16 protein-coding genes are annotated in these 17,279 nt (G+C 45.0%); 4 read left to right on the top strand and 12 right to left on the bottom strand.

Annotated elements, in window-relative coordinates:
- Positions 1-73 precede the first annotated feature (73 nt).
- The 6 genes from AB6E52_RS13045 to zapE all read right to left on the bottom strand — a co-directional run bounded on the left by AB6E52_RS13045 (position 74) and on the right by zapE (position 5,179).
- Positions 74-811 (bottom strand): cytochrome c1, encoded by a 738-nt coding sequence (locus tag AB6E52_RS13045; RefSeq protein ID WP_017061436.1) that lies wholly within the window; start codon positions 809-811, stop codon positions 74-76.
- Positions 808-2,073 carry a cytochrome bc complex cytochrome b subunit gene (locus AB6E52_RS13050; RefSeq protein WP_017061435.1) on the bottom strand — a complete coding sequence of 422 codons (1,266 nt, stop codon included), beginning with the start codon at positions 2,071-2,073 and terminating at the stop codon, positions 808-810. Before AB6E52_RS13050 ends, AB6E52_RS13045 begins: the two co-directional genes overlap by 4 nt.
- A complete protein-coding gene (gene petA / locus AB6E52_RS13055) occupies positions 2,073-2,663 on the bottom strand; it encodes a ubiquinol-cytochrome c reductase iron-sulfur subunit (RefSeq protein ID WP_017061434.1) in 591 nt (196 codons plus the stop codon). The genes AB6E52_RS13050 and petA overlap by 1 nt, the downstream gene beginning before the upstream one ends.
- A 330-nt stretch (positions 2,664-2,993) precedes the next feature.
- Complete coding sequence (rpsI, locus tag AB6E52_RS13060; RefSeq protein ID WP_004740758.1) at positions 2,994-3,386, bottom strand: 30S ribosomal protein S9; 393 nt, start codon at positions 3,384-3,386, stop codon at positions 2,994-2,996.
- Positions 3,387-3,399: 13 nt separating this feature from the next.
- Positions 3,400-3,828 carry a 50S ribosomal protein L13 gene (rplM, locus tag AB6E52_RS13065; RefSeq protein ID WP_010434689.1) on the bottom strand — a complete coding sequence of 143 codons (429 nt, stop codon included), beginning with the start codon at positions 3,826-3,828 and terminating at the stop codon, positions 3,400-3,402.
- Positions 3,829-4,075: 247 nt separating this feature from the next.
- Positions 4,076-5,179, bottom strand: a complete 1,104-nt coding sequence (zapE, locus tag AB6E52_RS13070) for a cell division protein ZapE (RefSeq protein WP_102319689.1) — start codon at positions 5,177-5,179, stop codon at positions 4,076-4,078.
- Between the two features lie 219 nt (positions 5,180-5,398).
- Here zapE and zapG point away from each other — a divergent pair, with 219 nt between their 5' ends.
- The 3 genes from zapG (at position 5,399) to degS (ending at position 8,559) form a co-directional block, all read left to right on the top strand.
- Positions 5,399-5,854, top strand: coding sequence for a Z-ring associated protein ZapG (zapG, locus tag AB6E52_RS13075; RefSeq protein WP_017061432.1), 456 nt, complete (start codon positions 5,399-5,401; stop codon positions 5,852-5,854).
- A gap of 126 nt (positions 5,855-5,980) precedes the next feature.
- Positions 5,981-7,336 carry a Do family serine endopeptidase gene (locus AB6E52_RS13080; RefSeq protein ID WP_017061431.1) on the top strand — a complete coding sequence of 452 codons (1,356 nt, stop codon included), beginning with the start codon at positions 5,981-5,983 and terminating at the stop codon, positions 7,334-7,336.
- Between the two features lie 158 nt (positions 7,337-7,494).
- Positions 7,495-8,559, top strand: coding sequence for an outer membrane-stress sensor serine endopeptidase DegS (degS, locus tag AB6E52_RS13085; protein WP_102319688.1), 1,065 nt, complete (start codon positions 7,495-7,497; stop codon positions 8,557-8,559).
- Positions 8,560-8,661: 102 nt separating this feature from the next.
- Here degS and parC read toward each other — a convergent pair whose 3' ends face one another.
- From parC to nudF, 6 genes are all read right to left on the bottom strand, one after another.
- Positions 8,662-10,920 (bottom strand): DNA topoisomerase IV subunit A, encoded by a 2,259-nt coding sequence (parC, locus tag AB6E52_RS13090; RefSeq protein WP_017067236.1) that lies wholly within the window; start codon positions 10,918-10,920, stop codon positions 8,662-8,664.
- A 3-nt stretch (positions 10,921-10,923) separates the two neighbouring features.
- Entirely contained in the window at positions 10,924-12,804 is a 1,881-nt protein-coding gene (gene parE, locus AB6E52_RS13095) for a DNA topoisomerase IV subunit B (protein ID WP_017061428.1), read from the bottom strand.
- A gap of 239 nt (positions 12,805-13,043) precedes the next feature.
- Positions 13,044-13,649, bottom strand: coding sequence for an esterase YqiA (gene yqiA, locus AB6E52_RS13100; protein ID WP_102319687.1), 606 nt, complete (start codon positions 13,647-13,649; stop codon positions 13,044-13,046).
- A gap of 15 nt (positions 13,650-13,664) precedes the next feature.
- Positions 13,665-14,489 (bottom strand): 3',5'-cyclic-AMP phosphodiesterase, encoded by an 825-nt coding sequence (gene cpdA, locus AB6E52_RS13105; RefSeq protein ID WP_017061426.1) that lies wholly within the window; start codon positions 14,487-14,489, stop codon positions 13,665-13,667.
- Positions 14,490-14,548: 59 nt separating this feature from the next.
- On the bottom strand, positions 14,549-14,989 hold the full coding sequence (locus tag AB6E52_RS13110) for a DUF1249 family protein (RefSeq protein WP_008222561.1): 441 nt from the start codon (positions 14,987-14,989) through the stop codon (positions 14,549-14,551).
- Positions 14,990-14,993: 4 nt separating this feature from the next.
- Positions 14,994-15,623, bottom strand: coding sequence for an ADP-ribose diphosphatase (gene nudF, locus AB6E52_RS13115; RefSeq protein ID WP_017061425.1), 630 nt, complete (start codon positions 15,621-15,623; stop codon positions 14,994-14,996).
- A gap of 227 nt (positions 15,624-15,850) precedes the next feature.
- On the opposite strand from nudF, the gene tolC reads away from it, so the two are divergent.
- On the top strand, positions 15,851-17,176 hold the full coding sequence (gene tolC / locus AB6E52_RS13120) for an outer membrane channel protein TolC (protein WP_017061424.1): 1,326 nt from the start codon (positions 15,851-15,853) through the stop codon (positions 17,174-17,176).
- The last annotated feature ends 103 nt before the right edge of the window (positions 17,177-17,279 follow it).

Here is a 17,279-nt window from a genome sequence, read left to right on the forward strand (position 1 = left end):
AAAAACAATGGAGGCCTAAAGCCTCCATTGAACATTAACATAATTTGGGAATTAGCACGGTATTATAGCACAATTAGTGCACATCACGCCAATACTCTTTCTTCAGCAAAATCACGATGATAGTGAAGATTACTAAGAAGGCCATTACCCACCAACCCATAGCGTGACGCTCAAGTTGAACTGGGTCGCCCGAGTAAACCAAAAAGTTAACAAGGTCACGAACTGCTTCGTCGTATTCACCAGCACTTAATTCGCCAGAGCCGTCAGTCTCAGTGCCAACAACAACCGTCACTTCCTCGCCATCTACCATATGAGTATCGTAGATTGGTGTTGGGATACCTTGCAGTTCTTCAAGAACGTGCGGCATACCAACGCTTGGGAAAACAATGTTGTTCACGCCAAATGGACGAGACGGATCTTCATAGAAAGTACGAAGGTAAGTGTACAGCCAGTCTGCGCCACGAACACGAGCAACCAATGTTAGGTCTGGTGGCGGAGCACCAAACCAACTTGCCGCTTGATCAGAAGGCATAGCATTAACCATCAAGTCACCGATTTTCGCTTCAGGGTCGAAAATCAGATTTTCCTTCATAAGATCAACGGGGATCTCTAAATCATTCGCAACACGTTCATAGCGCTGGTACTGCGTTGAGTGACAAGCGAAACAGTAGTTCATGAACATCTTAGCGCCATTTTGCAATGAAGCTTTGTCTGTTAAATCATTGTTCGCTTTGTCTAATGGTACGTTTGCACCCGCTGCCATCACCAGTGACGGCAACATAGCAAATAAAATTACAATCCACTTTTTCATTTGAATGTCACCCTTTCTGGTAATGGTTTCGTCGCTTCATTTTTACTGTAGAACCACAGTAGAACGAAGAACATGAAGTAACCTAAGCTAAAGATTTGAGCCAGTAGCGTGTATGTTGGCGTTGCTGGAAGCGCACCAAGTACACCAAGCGCAATAAAGCTTATTGTGAATTGGATGATGTTAATCAAATGCAGTTTGCTACGGTAACGGTAAGAACGCACTTTACAACGGTCGAACCATGGTAGTAGGAATAGCACAACAATAGATGCGCCCATTGCTACAACACCTAGCAACTTATCAGGAACAGCACGCAGAATTGCGTAAAACGGCGTGAAGTACCATACCGGAGCGATGTGCTCTGGTGTTTTCAGTGGGTTAGCAGCTTCAAAGTTTGGCGGCTCAAGGAAGAATCCACCCATCTCTGGGTTAAAGAACAGCACATAACAGAAGAAGAATAGGAAACCGGCCACACCAACCATATCTTTCACGGTCCCGTATGGGTGGAAAGGAATAGAGTCAATGATGTCGTATTTCTTAGTGTAATCCTTGTGGAATGGGAACTGCGTTTTGTAGTCGTCGCCCATTGTGCCTTTAGGAAGTTTCGTCTCAATACCGTCTGGGTTGTTCGAACCCACTTCGTGCAGTGCTAGTACGTGAAGTACGATAAGCAGCAGAAGTACAATTGGTAGAGCGATAACGTGCAGTGCGAAGAAACGGTTCAGCGTTGCACCAGAGATGATGTAGTCACCACGGATCCAAAGCGTTAGGTCATCACCGATAACAGGGATCGCACCAAACAGAGAAATGATTACCTGAGCACCCCAGTAAGACATTTGACCCCATGGTAGTAGGTAACCCATGAAAGCCTCAGCCATAAGCACTAAGAAGATCAACATACCGAAGATCCAAAGTAGCTCACGAGGCTTTTGGTAAGAACCATAGATTAGGCCACGGAACATGTGCAGGTAGATAACAACGAAGAATGCCGAAGCACCTGTTGAGTGCATGTAACGTAGTAGCCAACCGTATTCCACATCACGCATGATGTATTCAACAGAAGCAAATGCACCCTCACCTGACGGTACGTAGTTCATTGTTAGCCAAATACCCGTAAGGATTTGGTTAACCAATACCAACATTGCCAAAGAACCGAAAAGGTACCAAAAGTTAAAGTTCTTAGGCATTGGGTATTCAGATAAATGCTTTTTATACGCATTCATCGCGGGTAGACGTTTCTCTACCCAATCAAGCAATCCTTGCATTACGCGTCTCCCTCGTCCACACCGATCATGATCTTAGTGTCACTCAAATACATATGCTTTGGTACAACAAGATTCAATGGAGCTGGTACGCCTTGGAATACTCGACCTGCCATATCAAACTTTGAACCATGACAAGGACAGAAGAAACCAGACTTAACACCCTGAACTTGTTCTGCAAAAGAATCCGGCAGGTAAGTTGGAGAACAACCTAAGTGCGTACAGAAACCAACAGCAACGAAGAATTCCGGCTTAATTGAACGGAACTCGTTCTGTGCGTATTCTGGTTGTTGTTCAGCTTCAGATTGAGGGTCACGAAGTTGACCACCGATCGATTTTAGGTTTTCTAGTACCGACTCAGCACGGCGTACAACCCATACAGGTTTACCTTGCCACTCGACACGAACCATTTGTCCCGGTTCTAACTTACTGACTTCCACTTCCACCGGCGCGCCCGCAGCTTTCGCCTTGGCACTCGGATTCCATGATTTAATAAAAGGCACGGCTACAGCAGCTGCTCCTAAACCACCAACAACGGCTGTTGTTGCGGTTAAGAAACGCCTGCGACCGTTATTTAAAGGCGCGTTGCTCATCCAAACATTCTCCCATTTGCTCCTTGTGGATTGAAATAATTCCGATTAAAGAGCATGGCTAACAAAATATGTATTTAGTTCTATTTATTGACGGCAAATGATAAATAAAACCCTACTTTTTGACAAGATAAAGCTACCTTTTTGTAACAATCATGAGGCAAAGCGCACATTGGGTTACAAAAGCTTTCAAAATATAAGAATTTGGAAATAAAACGAGGAAGGGAAAGCGTTTAGAGGGGGTATAAAAACAAAAAGCCCGGCATATAGCCGAGCTTTGAACCACAATTCCAGTCGTAAAACTGGGGGCGTGTACTTTTTCGTAAAGAAAAATTAACGCTTAGAGAATTGAGGTTTACGACGTGCTTTACGTAGACCAACTTTCTTACGTTCAACGCAACGAGCGTCACGAGTAACGTAGCCAGCTGCACGTAGAGCAGGACGTAGAGTTTCATCGTACTCCATAAGAGCGCGAGTGATACCGTGGCGGATTGCGCCAGCTTGACCAGAAATACCACCACCAGAAACAGTGATGTAAAGGTCAAGTTTCTCAGTTAGTTCAACTAGCTCAAGAGGTTGCTTAACAACCATACGAGAAGTTGGACGACCGAAGTAAACATCAAGGCTACGCTTGTTGATTACGATCTCACCAGAGCCTGGTTTGATGAAAACACGAGCTGCTGAGCTTTTGCGACGACCAGTGCCGTAGTATTGATTCTCTGCCATTTTCATAATCCCCTTAGATGTCTAGTACTTGTGGCTGTTGAGCAACATGGTTGTGCTCAGTACCAGCGTACACTTTAAGCTTACGGTACATCGCGCGGCCTAGAGGACCACGTGGAAGCATACCTTTAACTGCTAGTTCTAGAACCATTTCTGGTTTCTTAGCAATTAGCTTTTCAAAAGTGATAGTTTTAAGACCACCTGGGAACTCTGAGTGACGGTAGTAAACCTTACCCTTAGCTTTGTTACCAGTTACAGCAACTTTCTCAGCGTTAACAACGATGATGTAATCACCAGTGTCTACGTGAGGAGTGTATTCTGCTTTGTGCTTGCCGCGTAGGCGAGAAGCGATTTCACTTGCTAGACGGCCAAGAGTTTTGCCTTCAGCGTCTACAACATACCAGTCGCGTTTTACAGTTTCTGGTTTAGCAACGAAAGTTTTCATGCTAATAATTACCTATTTAAAAAATTTACACTTAAGGAATACTCGCGTATTCCCACTGTCTAAGAGTTACCATTCATCACCCCTTCGAGTGTTGGAAAACTCTTGGCATAACGTGATTTTACTCATCGCTAGAGGCCCGCAGTAACGGTAGGTCGCAGGATTATAGAGAAGAGCGAAGAAAAAATCACCTCTTTTTGAACAAAATCACGATTTTTTTAATTCTATTTCTTATTCGAGATAATCAAAGCTAACTTAAGTGTTCTTTTGCCAAATATTCATGGCTCTGCATTTCAATTAAACGCGACTGACAACGTTTAAATTCAAACTCTAGCTGACCATGGGTGTATAGCTTTTCTAGCTCCACTTCCGCTGAAATAATCAGCTTCACATTGCGCTCGTAGAACTCATCAACTAATGCAATGAAGCGCCTCGCAGCGTCATCTGAAGTCGCGCCCATTTGCAATACATCCGCCAATAGAACTGTGTGATAAACCCGAGACAACTCAATATAGTCGTTCTGGCTACGAGCCGACTGACAAAGCTGAGCAAAGGTACCATGCAGTACGCCATCACTCGCTTCGACTACATCTAATTGACGGTGGTTAACCTCTATCTGCTTAAGCTTCTCTTTATCTTCACCAACGAGCTGAGCGTAATACTTTTCGAGATTAATATTCGCTTGGCTATCTAGCGGGTAATGGTAAATCTCAGCCTGTTCTAAGGTACGTAGACGATAGTCAATACCACTATCGACATTAAGGATATGACAGTTGTCTTGAATGAGCTTGATGGCAGGTAAGAAACGCGCTCGCTGTAACCCGTTGCGATACAGATCCGCAGGTGGAATATTAGAGGTCGCAACCAAGATAGCGTTTCGAGCGAATAACTCTTGGAACAAGGTTCCTAGGATCATCGCATCGGTGATGTCTGAAACAAATAATTCGTCGAAACAGATAATGTCCGCTTCTTCCTTCAACTTGTCTGCGACTAAAGGCAATGGATCACTCACATTACCTAGCGCCTTTAGCTCATCATGAACTCGATACATAAAGCGGTGAAAGTGAACACGCATTTTTTTAGTGGTCGGTAAGGCATCATAGAACGTATCCATTAAGTACGTTTTTCCTCGCCCTACGCCACCCCAAAAATAGAGACCTTTCGGTGGTTGTGGCAGTTCTGGCTTTTTGCCTAGTAATTTCTGGAAGCGAGTCAGTTGAGGAATGGGCGTATTCATGTAATCTTGAAATTGATGAAAGAGTTCATCTAAAGATTTTACGGCTTGCTCTTGTGCTGGATCTCTTTGAAATCCATGTTCTTTTATATCTTGTTCGTATTTTTTAATGGGATTCATGACGACATTTCCACAATGAAAGCAATATCAGACAACAACTAAAAATGAGCCCAAACAGTACGAGGAATAACGTGATGTGGTGAATAATGCAGCATCAAACTGCTAACTAGCGCACACGCATTTCTCTTTATACTGCGGCTTTCTCATAGTACCATGGAGCTGTATCACGTGTAACTAAGTAGTAACAAACATGTTAAAAAACAATAATAAGGAGCTGTTATGCCTTGGATGTATGCCGTTGCCGGTTTACTAGTCGGAGTTATTTTAGGGGTCGCTATTTCTCGTCTCATGACACCTGAATACAAAAAACAAAAGAACGTACAGAAAGAATTGGATAGCGCAAAGTTTGCCCTTGAGCAGCAGCGACAAGAGCTGGCTGATCACTTTGCGAAATCAGCAGAAATGTTGGACACATTAGGTAAAGACTACACAAAACTGTACCAACACATGGAAAAAACAAGCTCAGAGCTGATTCCTAACCTGCCAGAGCAAGATAACCCGTTTGTGAAAACAGCCGCTGCCCATTCGGACAAGCCACAAGAGAAGCCTTCAGTAAAAGAGGCGACACTTGAGGAACAACCGAAAGATTACGCTAATGGCGCAACCGGTTTATTTACAGAGCAGAAGAAAGAAATCATGAATGCTCCCGATGTTGTTACAGCAAAAGCATCGTAAACATTTAACACTTCTGTGAACTTTACAAAGGTTTTTGAGTCATAACTTTCACTCAGGTCATTTGAAACTTATCATACTTATTAAACGTATAAGAGGGTTAAGACCTTAACTAGAGAGGAGTTTATGATGAAAAAACCTTTGCTTGCTTTATCAGTGCTAACTTTAAGCTTAAGTTCAATCATCACCCCCATTAAAGCAACAGCCGCACTGCCATTAAGTGTGGGTAATGAACAATTACCGAGCCTTGCTCCTATGCTTGAACAAGTGACCCCCGCTGTGGTTAGTATTGCCGTAGAAGGCAAACAGGTACAACGTCAGCAAATCCCTGAACAATTTCAATTCTTTTTTGGTCCAGAACAAACACGAGAGCGTCCCTTCCGCGGATTAGGCTCTGGTGTCATCATTGACGCCGAGAAAGGTCATATCGTGACCAATTACCATGTCATTAATGGTGCGGACGATATCAAAGTAAAACTGCATGATGGTCGAGAGTACGATGCTGAGCTAATCGGCGGCGACCAGATGTCTGATATCGCACTGCTAAAATTAGAAGAAGCCAAAAACCTGACCCAGATAAAAGTCGCAGACTCAGACAAACTAAGAGTTGGTGATTTTAGTGTCGCGATCGGTAACCCATTCGGACTTGGGCAAACCGTGACATCCGGTATTGTTTCTGCACTCGGCCGTAGCGGCCTGAATCTAGAAAACTTTGAAAACTTCATTCAAACCGATGCAGCAATCAACAGCGGCAACTCTGGTGGTGCGCTAGTGAACCTTAACGGTGAGCTAATTGGTATCAACACCGCCATTCTTGGCCCTAACGGAGGTAATGTCGGTATCGGCTTTGCAATCCCTTCTAATATGATGACAAACCTGACAGAACAAATTCTCGACTTCGGTGAAGTAAAACGCGGCATGCTTGGCGTTCAAGGCGGAGAAGTGACCTCTGAATTGGCAGAAGCACTCGGTTATGAATCAAGCAAGGGCGCCTTTGTTAGCCAAATCGTCCCTGACAGCGCAGCCGATAAAGCAGGACTGAAAGCGGGCGATATTATTGTCTCTATTAATGGCAAACGCATTGATACCTTCAGCGAGTTAAGAGCTAAGGTCGCAACACTCGGCGCTGGTAAGCAGATTGAACTGGGTGTGGTTCGTGACGGTAAGAGCAAAACCTTTGATGTGACGCTTGGTGAATCCACCAATAATAAAACACAAGCTGAGAAGCTCCATGAAGGACTAGCTGGTGCTGAGTTAACCAACACAACAGAGAGTGACTCTGCAACGGGCGTCAAGGTATCGAATGTTGCTCAAGGTTCACCAGCCGAAGCCTATCAACTCCTGAAAGATGACATCATCATCGGAGTAAACCGCCAGCCCGTTAAGAACCTTGCTGAGTTTAGAGAGATTCTTGAAAAACAACCTGGTGTACTGGCGCTTAATATCCAGCGAGGCGACCGAACTATCTATCTTGTGATTCGATAGTCTTACGTCAGCGCAATTACAGGGAGGCTCAGTAAGTTTGCTTTAAACTTACTCAGTCTCCCTTTTCTTTAGATCAATCAAAATGCTATGCTTCACTTGTAATCAAATCAGTCATCCATTGATGGAGGCTTCACACCTTACTTGTTGAAGAGGGAAACATGCTGTCCTTTCTATTTCGTTCTATTTCCCTTGGACTCGTTTCAGCGGCGCTTATTCTTCTCGCCTTCCCGATCTTAAGACCAGCGATTGTCGCTGACGTCACTAGCCCTAAAGTCGATAATATTGGCTCTCTTCAGATTTCATTTAACCAAGCAGTTCGCCGCGCGGCGCCTGCAGTGGTTAACATTTATAGCCGTAAATACGCTGAAAGCGATCGAAACAAACTGCTCACACAAGGTTTGGGCTCTGGGGTGATTGTTAGCGAGAAAGGCTACATCATTACCAACTTCCATGTGGTGGCTCAAGCAGACCAAATAGTTGTGGCACTTCAAGATGGCCGAGTAGCAGCTGCGCAACTTGTCGGTTCAGACAAACGCACCGATATCGCGATACTTAGAGTCAGCGGTGATAATCTACCGGTGATCCCACTCAATCCTAATTACAAAGCCAATGTCGGTGATGTTGTACTGGCTATCGGTAACCCATACAACCTAGGTCAAACAACAACCTTTGGTATCATCTCTGCAACCGGCCGTTCTTCGATCAGTGCCGATGGCCATCAAGCCTTTATCCAGACCGATGCGGCAATCAATGAAGGTAACTCAGGTGGCGCACTGGTGAACTCACAAGGTGAGCTAGTCGGTATCAATACCGCCTCTTTCCAGCAAGCTACCGACATGGAAACCTATGGGATCTCATTCGCTATCCCCTATCCGCTTGCTAATAAAATCATGGAAAAGATCATCGCCGATGGTCGTGTGATTCGTGGCTATATTGGTATCGATGGACAAGACATCAACTCAGTCACCTCACGCATGTTGGGTACTAAGAATATCGGCGGGATCGTTGTGTTGGGGATAGACCCTAATGGTCCGGCTGCCGATGCGGGTTTTGAAGCTCAAGACATTATTGTCAGTATCAACGATAACCAAGTAAATGGTCGCCAGAGTGTAATGGACATCGTTACCGACCTGCGACCTGGTACAGTTATCGATGTGGGTATATTGCGCCAAGGTGAAAGCAAAACCTTAAAGGTGACCATCGCCGAAGATACTCGCCTGTAGAGCAAACTCTGTAAGCAATGATTCAAGCTGCTAATACACAAGTACAAAAAACCCAGCTCATAGGCTGGGTTTTCTTTTATCTAAAGATTGTTTCAAGTATCTCTACGATTCACTTTGCTCTTCGATATCGATGCGAGTCACTCGCTGTAGTCCTCTAGGCAGTAGACCACCACGACGACCACGTTCACCACGGAAGTTTTCAAGATCCGCAGGTTTCAAACCAAGCTTACGTTTACCGGCGTAGATAGTCAGCGTCGCATTCTCTGGGATAGCCATAAGATGTGAGACAAACTCTTCACGCTCTTTTGCTTTCGCAGAAGGGATGTTGATGATCTTGTTGCCTTTACCTTTGCTCAGCTGAGGGAGATCTTTAATCGGGAACAACAACATACGACCTTGGTTAGTAATCGCCAGAATCTGATTACTGTCCAAGTCAGCAATAGGGCTTGGCATCATCACTTCAGAAGCTTGTGGCAAGTTAACCAAGGCTTTACCGCTCTTGTTCTTGGACAGCAGATCGCTACCCTTACAAACAAAACCATAACCTGCATCAGAACCGACTAACCATAATTGTTCATTCTCTCCCATCACCACTTGGCGAATAGAAGTACCTGGGCTGACGTTCAAGCGGCCTGTAATTGGCTCACCTTGGCTTCGCGCCGACGGTAATGAATGTGACTCAAGGGAGTAGCTTCGACCATCACTGCCGAGGAACACCGCTTGCTGGTTACTCTTACCCTTAGCACTCGCTAAGAATTTATCACCCGATTTGTAGTTCAAACCTTCAGCGTCAACTTCATGCCCCTTGGCATGACGAATCCAACCTTTCTCAGACAACACAACCGTGATTGGTTCGCTTGGTACTAAGTCGCGCTCTGTTAGCGCTTTCGCTTCAGCGCGCTCAATCAGAGGTGAACGACGATCATCGCCGTATTTATCCGCATCTGCTTGGATTTCTTTCTTGATCAGCGTATTCAAGCGACGCTCTGAACCGAGTAGCTTTTCAAGCTTCTCACGTTCAGCTTCAAGCTCTTCTTGTTCCGCTCGGATTTTAAACTCTTCTAACTTAGCTAAGTTACGAAGTTTAATATCAAGAATCGCATTGGCTTGAATTTCAGAAATGTTGAAACGGCTCATTAGGACAGGACATGGTTCGTCTTCTGTACGAATGATCTCAATCACTTCATCGATATTAAGATAAGCAGCAAGCAAACCTTCTAAGATGTGCAAGCGTGCCAGTACTTTATCTAAACGGTACTGCAAACGACGGCGAACCGTTGTGCGACGGAACTCGATCCACTCTTTCAGGATTTGAACTAAGCCTTTAACTTGAGGACGATTATCTAAACCAATCATGTTCAAGTTAACGCGGAAGTTTTTCTCTAGATCCGTCGACGCGAACAGGTGACTCATCAATTGGTCACAGTCGATACGATTCGAACGAGGAACGACAACGATACGCGTTGGGTTCTCGTGATCCGATTCATCTCGCAAGTCGTCAACCATTGGCAGCTTCTTAGCGCGCATCTGGTTAGCGATTTGCTCAAGTAACTTCGCACCTGACACTTGATGAGGTAAAGCCGTGATAACAATATCAGAGCCTTCCTTGTGCCAAACCGCGCGCATCTTGATGCTGCCACGTCCAGTACGGTAGATCTTTTCGATGTCCGATTTCGGGGAGATAATCTCAGCTTCAGTCGGGTAATCTGGACCTTGAATGAAACCCATCACGTCTGAAAGCTCAGACTTAGGCGTATCAATTAGGTGAATGGCTGCATTAGCGACTTCACGCACGTTGTGTGGTGGAATATCGGTCGCCATACCTACCGCGATACCTGTAATACCGTTAAGTAGGATGTGAGGTAGGCGAGCAGGCAACATTTGAGGCTCTTTCATCGTGCCATCAAAGTTTGGTTGCCAGTCAACAGTGCCTTGACCTAGTTCACCTAGAAGAACCTCAGCAAACTTAGATAATTTGGCTTCGGTATAACGCATCGCAGCGAACGATTTCGGATCATCAGGAGCACCCCAGTTACCTTGACCATCTACCAATGGGTAGCGGTAAGAGAAAGGCTGCGCCATCAATACCATCGCTTCGTAACAAGCAGAGTCACCATGTGGGTGATACTTACCTAATACGTCACCAACGGTACGTGCTGATTTTTTGTATTTCGATGCAGCCGATAAGCCTAGCTCAGACATCGCGTAGATAATACGACGCTGTACTGGCTTCAAGCCATCACCGATATACGGCAATGCACGATCCATGATCACGTACATTGAGTAATTTAAGTAGGCATCTTCGGTGAACTTGCGCATTGGCAGCTGTTCAACGCCATCATATGTAATTTCGTTAGACATCCATTATACCTCGGCCATATCACCGTTAGTCTGTAGCCATGTACGGCGATCATCTGCACGTTTCTTACCAAGCAGCATGTCCATCATCTCGTTGGTTGCTTCGCTGTCATCAATCGTTAACTGCACAAGGCGACGAGTGTTTGGATCCATGGTGGTTTCACGCAACTGAAGTGGGTTCATTTCACCCAGACCTTTGAATCGTTGCACGTTGATCTTGGCTTTCTTCTGCGATAGTCGCTCAAGCACACCGTCTTTCTCTGCGTCATCGAGTGCGTAGAACACTTCTTTACCGCAATCGATACGATACAGAGGAGGCATTGCCACATAGATATGACCCGCTTCAACTAATGCATGGAAATGGCGAGTAAACAAAGCACACAGCAGTGTCGCGATATGAAGACCATCCGAGTCCGCATCGGCAAGGATACAGATCTTACCGTAACGCAGGCCGGATAAATCATCGTTGTCCGGGTCGATGCCTAGAGCCACCGAGATGTCGTGCACTTCTTGCGAAGCCAATACTTGGTCTGCTGACACTTCCCATGTATTTAGGATCTTACCGCGAAGTGGCATAACTGCTTGGAACTCACGATCACGTGCTTGTTTAGCAGAACCACCCGCCGAGTCCCCTTCCACGAAGAAGATTTCGGTACGGCTTAAGTCTTGAACTGAACAGTCAGTTAGCTTACCCGGCAGTGCTGGGCCTGAAGCGATTTTCTTACGCACAACCTTTTTGCTTGCGCGCATACGGCGGTGGGCATTCGCAATACAAGCTTCTGCTAGCTGTTCTGCCAGTTGTGGCTTTTCGTTCAACCACAGGCTAAACGCATCTTTTACCACACCAGACACAAACGCAGCAGTTTGACGTGAAGACAAGCGCTCTTTTGTTTGACCAGCAAACTGCGGATCTTGCATCTTCACCGACAGTACGTACGAACAGCGATCGAAGATATCGTCGCCCGTTAGCTTAACGCCACGCGGCAGCAAATTACGGAATTCACAGAACTCACGCATTGCATCAAGAAGACCTTGGCGAAGACCGTTTACGTGTGTACCACCTTGTTTAGTCGGTACTAAGTTCACGTAACTTTCGGTGATCATGTCGCCGCCTTCTGGCTGCCAGATGATCGCCCAGTTTGCCATTTCTGTTTCAGCAACGAATTCGCCAACATACGGTTCTTCAGGCAGCAAGGTGTAACCTTTCACGCCTTCGGCAAGGTAGTCTTTTAGACCATCTTCATAGAACCATTTATGCTCTTCACCACCGACTTTGTCGATAAAGGTAATTTCTAAACCTGGGCAAAGCACTGCTTTTGCACGTAGGTTGTTAATCAGACGAAGTGTCGAGAATTTAGGGCTATCGAAGTACTTAGGATCAGGCCAGAAATGTACTGATGTACCACTGTTACGATGACCACAAGTGCCCGTCACAGTAAGCTCTGTTACTGCATGACCGCCTTCAAGTGCGATCTCGTGAACCTGACCTTCTCGGCGTACGGTCACTTCAACACGTTTTGACAGCGCGTTTACAACCGAGATACCTACACCGTGCAGACCACCAGAGAACTTATAGTTGTTATTCGAGAATTTACCGCCAGAGTGGAGCTTAGTTAAAATCAGCTCAACACCTGAGATCCCTTTTTCAGGGTGGATATCGACAGGCATACCACGGCCGTCATCGGTAACTTCTAACGATTGGTCTGCATGAAGTACCACTTTGATCTTCTTAGCGTGTCCCGCTAGTGCTTCATCGACCGAGTTATCAATGACTTCTTGGGCAAGGTGGTTAGGTCTTTCTGTCTCGGTATACATTCCCGGGCGGTGTCGCACAGGGTCGAGACCTTCAAGTACCTCGAGGTCTTTTGCATTATATTGTTCAGTCATAATACGGAGTTTACTCAAAAAGTTTGCGTCAGTTCGCTGGCTCCAGTTTCACTAAAGCAGAATCATTACTATGAACCGTCATAGTAGAGCGAACGAGCGAAGTATTGGGGAATATAGTCTGGAAGCTGAGTAATGATGTCAAGCTAGTTCAAAAACTAAGACATCAAACTATGATATTTCACCATTGATAGATGAAATAACAGGCAAACAAGAGAAAATCACTTGGTTGGTGGAACAGATTAAAGATTTAGAAAGGTGATGATTTGTTGTGGGTAGCGTTCAAAATCAACAAAGCTATGATCCCCGCCCTCTTCTACTGTCTGTGTTGCACCTTGGTACTTCTCTACCGCTTGTCGGTAATCCAGAACTTCGTCTTCCGTTTGCTGAAGTAACCAGAAGTCGCTCGGCTTAGCGATAGCCGAAACCTCTAACGCCTTCAGTTCATCAATATGTTTTGTTTCCAGTACATATCGTTCATCTGTGTATGGGTTTACTTGTTCACCTAAATAGTCAGCAAGAAGCTCATACGGCTTCACTGCTGGGTTTACAACCACCGCTTTAAAACCATAGTGGCTATTCAGCCATGTTGAAAGATAGCCACCCAGCGAGCTACCGACCAACGCTATTTGATATTGCTCTTTGTATTGCTCCACCAGCTGCTGTAAATGAAGTGCCGCTTGTTGAGGGAAACTCGGCAGTTGAGGGGTTACGACTTTAATATCAGCGCGATGCTCCGCACAGTAATCTGCCATCACATTCGCTTTATGAGAACGTGATGAGCTGTTAAATCCGTGAATATAGAGAAGCAGCGATGGCTTATTAGCTTGTTGATTAGAGCCTAGCATCAATAACCGCCTTCATTAGTAACCAGCAGCCTTAAAATCAGGCAAGAACTGCCCATGAGGCAGACGACGAACTTGCGTGCTAACGGTACCGTCTTGATGTAATTCAATCTCTCTCCAGCCCGGAGACAAAGTATCAACCGCGAAGTCATCTGAGTTAGGTTTGAATTGCACACAAGTCGACGGTGTTGCCATGACTTGTACACCATGATGATCTCGGTTCATGTCTTGATGAACGTGACCACACAGTACGGCTTTAACATTGGTGTGCTGTTGAACCACATCCCAAAATTGATCGGCGTCTTTTAGGTTATGTTGATCTAACCATGCGCTGCCAACCAACAATGGATGGTGGTGCAATAGAACCAAGGTATTACGTTCAGGGAACTCCGTCAGCTTCTGTTCTAATAGGTCAAGCTGTTGATCGCTGAGGCGACCATGAGGCACACCAACCACCTGCGAGTCTAGCATCACCATCTGCCAGTTATCGCCTAGCAAGACATGCTCAACACACTGTATTTGTGGTGATGGTAAAACACTGCCCATATTAGGCTTAAAGTCATGGTTCCCTGGCAGCCAATAGCATGGCTTTTCCAAAGGCTGAATCCCTGACTCAAATTTCTGGTACGACTCAGCACTGTGATCTTGAGATATATCACCGGTTGCTAAAATCGCTTGATAGTCAAAGCCCTGACTAACAATGCCATCGACTACAGCACGAAAGCTATCTTGAGTGTTGATGCTTAATAAGCTGCCATTGCTCGGCGCAAATAAATGCGTGTCCGTTAGCTGCACAAGCTTAATAGTGCTCTCATCAAATTTTGAAGTGTGTGATAATTCCAAAATAACAAATCCAGATACGTTACTGTTTAGACTTTAAAAGTGTTGATAAATAGGCTCAATTAAAAGGCAATTGGGGTTCGGCTGATACCCGTTTTTAAACAAAACGTTAACCATTCCCCAAGAAATTTATTCAATTGAAATTTCTCGTCCTTTTGCAGAAGCTTAGTGTTGGGGTAGTCATATTTCGCTTTGACTCGCGAAAAATCCCCGCTAGCGCACACTTCTGCAACTCGAGCGTCGTGATATAGCCTGACAGACATTTTTGGCAAAGGAAACACTGGCATCGCATCACTCTGACATATATCTATTAATGTGGTGTATTTTGTGACCTCATTCACTGTCAATTGATACACCATATTAACGGCTTGGTAACAGCGAACGTCACCAACCTCATGCCCAACCGGTAACAAAGCGTTCAGTTTGGCATAGTTAGTCTCGTAAACTCGCATCAATTCAGCAAGATCAACATGATACGGTTTTTTGACCGCGATATTTGGCATGACGTTAATCTATCCACTCTGACTGTAATTCTTGGTAGTTCAATTGTAGCCACTGTAGCGCAATGATCGTGGCTCCATTTTCAAATACACCATCTTTTACCAACTGATAAGCCGCTTCGCGACTCATCACTTGTACACGAATGTCTTCACCTTCGTAGTCCAATCCGTGTACCCCTTTGGCTGTCGTTGCATCAACACAGCCAACAAAGACGTCGAGCTTTTCAGAGCAACCACCAGATGAAGGATAATACGAAGTAATAGGCAATACAGATCCGACTTCGACTCCGGCTTCTTCCATTGCTTCACGACGAGCGACGTCTTGTGGCGATTCGTCCGTATCAATGATCCCAGCAACAATTTCGTATTGCCATGGGTTCTCATGCTCTAGGGCTCCGACACGGATCTGTTCGACGATCACCACTTCATCACGCACAGGATCATAAGGTAGCAAAGCGGCAGCATGTCCACGCTCAAACATCTCACGCTCTATTGGTTGGCTCCAGCCTCCCTCAAATAGTCTATGTTTAAATGTGTACTTGACCATTTTGAAAAAACCACGAAACAGCGTCTCTTTTGAGACTATTTCCACATCTTGCGGAGTAAACTCATGTCGTTGATTGTCATACTGTTGCATTTGGTACCTCACTAAGTGATCTTTATAGTTTACTCATTGTCCGAGTTAACTACCAAGGATAAGGTTCAACTTTTTATATAAAATTTATAATTAAAGTTAAGCTTTAAAAAATAAATATTGCACAAGTGGACAGTTAACTGTAAAAAAGTGCAAAGTTTCGAGTAAATTACCACCAAACTGGGTTAAACTCTTCTAAAGAAAATTCCATAAAAGGCAGGAATAGGAAAATGAAAAAACTGCTTCCACTATTTATCAGTGCAGCAATTGGCAGCCTGAGTTCGTCAGCTTTTGCTGATACGCTAGCTGAAGTTTACGACCAAGCAAAACAGAACGATCCACAACTTCTTCGTTCAGCAGCGCAGCGCGATGCCGCTTTTGAAGCAGTAACGTCAAGTCGTAGCTCTTTGTTACCGCAAATCAACCTAACAGCAAACTACGACATTAATCGTGGTGATCGAGATACATCAGGTGTTGGTAATTCAAGCATTGATAACAACACTTGGGGAGCTGCTATCGGCTTCAGCCAAGAGCTTTACCAGCGTTCTTCATGGATCACACTAGATACGGCAGAGAAAACCGCTCGTCAATCTGATTCAGCTTACGCGGCAGAACAACAAGCCTTGATCCTTCGTGTTGCGACAGCATACTTCGAAGTGCTTCGCGCTCAAGATAACCTAGAATTTGTTCGTGCAGAGAAAGCAGCGGTTGCTCGTCAACTAGAGCAAACTAAGCAACGTTTTGAAGTAGGTCTTTCAGCAATCACCGATGTACATGATGCGCAAGCTCAGTACGATGGTGTTTTGGCTGATGAAGTTCTTGCAGAGAACGACCTAACGAATAGCTACGAAGGTCTTCGTGAGATTACAGGTCAGGAACACTCTAACCTAAGCATCCTAGATACTGATCGTTTCTCAGCAAGCAAATCTTCTGAGTCTGCAGTTGCACTTGTTGAACAAGCAGAACAAAAGAACCTTAGCTTATTGGCTGCACGTATCTCTCAAGACGTAGCAAAAGACAACATCTCTCTAGCAAGCTCTGGTCACCTACCAAGCTTAACCCTAGATGGTAGCTACGCTGTTTCAGATCAATCAAACAGCACCCAAGATTACGACCAAGACAACCTAAACATTGGTTTGAACTTAGTTGTACCTCTATACACGGGTGGTAACACAACTTCATTGACTAAACAGGCTGAATACAACTACGTTGCAGCAAGTGAAGATCTAGAAGCAACTTACCGTAGCGTTGTAAAAGACGTACGTGCATTCAACAACAACATCAGCGCTTCGATCGGTGCTCTACGCGCTTACGAACAGTCTGTAGTTTCTGCTCAGTCTGCTCTAGAAGCAACAGAAGCTGGTTTTGATGTAGGTACTCGTACTATCGTTGACGTACTAGATTCGACTCGTCGTCTATATGATGCGAACAAAAACCTTTCAGATGCTCGTTACAACTACATCCTAAGTGTACTTCAGCTTCGTCAAGCAGTTGGTACGCTAAGCGAACAAGACATTGTTGATGTAAACGCAGGTCTAAAAGTAGCAAGTAAGTAACTCTTAATTACTCAAGTTACCGTTACAAAAATGCCGCTCATTGAGCGGTAATGCCGATCAGTTAAAGCCAAAGCGATCGGTTGAAGGATCCTTCAGAGCTGTC

The sequence above is a fragment of the Vibrio sp. 10N.247.311.13 genome, from assembly GCF_041467595.1.
Classification (GTDB): domain Bacteria; phylum Pseudomonadota; class Gammaproteobacteria; order Enterobacterales; family Vibrionaceae; genus Vibrio; species Vibrio crassostreae_C.

Excerpts from the sequence above, each read along its gene's own strand:
- AB6E52_RS13045 (WP_017061436.1), bottom strand. The coding sequence starts at position 811 with ATGAAAAAGTGGATTGTAATTTTATTTGCTATGTTGCCGTCACTGGTG.
- AB6E52_RS13050 (WP_017061435.1), bottom strand. The coding sequence starts at position 2,073 with ATGCAAGGATTGCTTGATTGGGTAGAGAAACGTCTACCCGCGATGAAT.
- petA (WP_017061434.1), bottom strand. The coding sequence starts at position 2,663 with ATGAGCAACGCGCCTTTAAATAACGGTCGCAGGCGTTTCTTAACCGCA.
- rpsI (WP_004740758.1), bottom strand. The coding sequence starts at position 3,386 with ATGGCAGAGAATCAATACTACGGCACTGGTCGTCGCAAAAGCTCAGCA.
- rplM (WP_010434689.1), bottom strand. The coding sequence starts at position 3,828 with ATGAAAACTTTCGTTGCTAAACCAGAAACTGTAAAACGCGACTGGTAT.
- zapE (WP_102319689.1), bottom strand. The coding sequence starts at position 5,179 with ATGAATCCCATTAAAAAATACGAACAAGATATAAAAGAACATGGATTT.
- zapG (WP_017061432.1), top strand. The coding sequence starts at position 5,399 with ATGCCTTGGATGTATGCCGTTGCCGGTTTACTAGTCGGAGTTATTTTA.
- AB6E52_RS13080 (WP_017061431.1), top strand. The coding sequence starts at position 5,981 with ATGAAAAAACCTTTGCTTGCTTTATCAGTGCTAACTTTAAGCTTAAGT.
- degS (WP_102319688.1), top strand. The coding sequence starts at position 7,495 with ATGCTGTCCTTTCTATTTCGTTCTATTTCCCTTGGACTCGTTTCAGCG.
- parC (WP_017067236.1), bottom strand. The coding sequence starts at position 10,920 with ATGTCTAACGAAATTACATATGATGGCGTTGAACAGCTGCCAATGCGC.
- parE (WP_017061428.1), bottom strand. The coding sequence starts at position 12,804 with ATGACTGAACAATATAATGCAAAAGACCTCGAGGTACTTGAAGGTCTC.
- yqiA (WP_102319687.1), bottom strand. The coding sequence starts at position 13,649 with ATGCTAGGCTCTAATCAACAAGCTAATAAGCCATCGCTGCTTCTCTAT.
- AB6E52_RS13110 (WP_008222561.1), bottom strand. The coding sequence starts at position 14,989 with ATGCCAAATATCGCGGTCAAAAAACCGTATCATGTTGATCTTGCTGAA.
- nudF (WP_017061425.1), bottom strand. The coding sequence starts at position 15,623 with ATGCAACAGTATGACAATCAACGACATGAGTTTACTCCGCAAGATGTG.
- tolC (WP_017061424.1), top strand. The coding sequence starts at position 15,851 with ATGAAAAAACTGCTTCCACTATTTATCAGTGCAGCAATTGGCAGCCTG.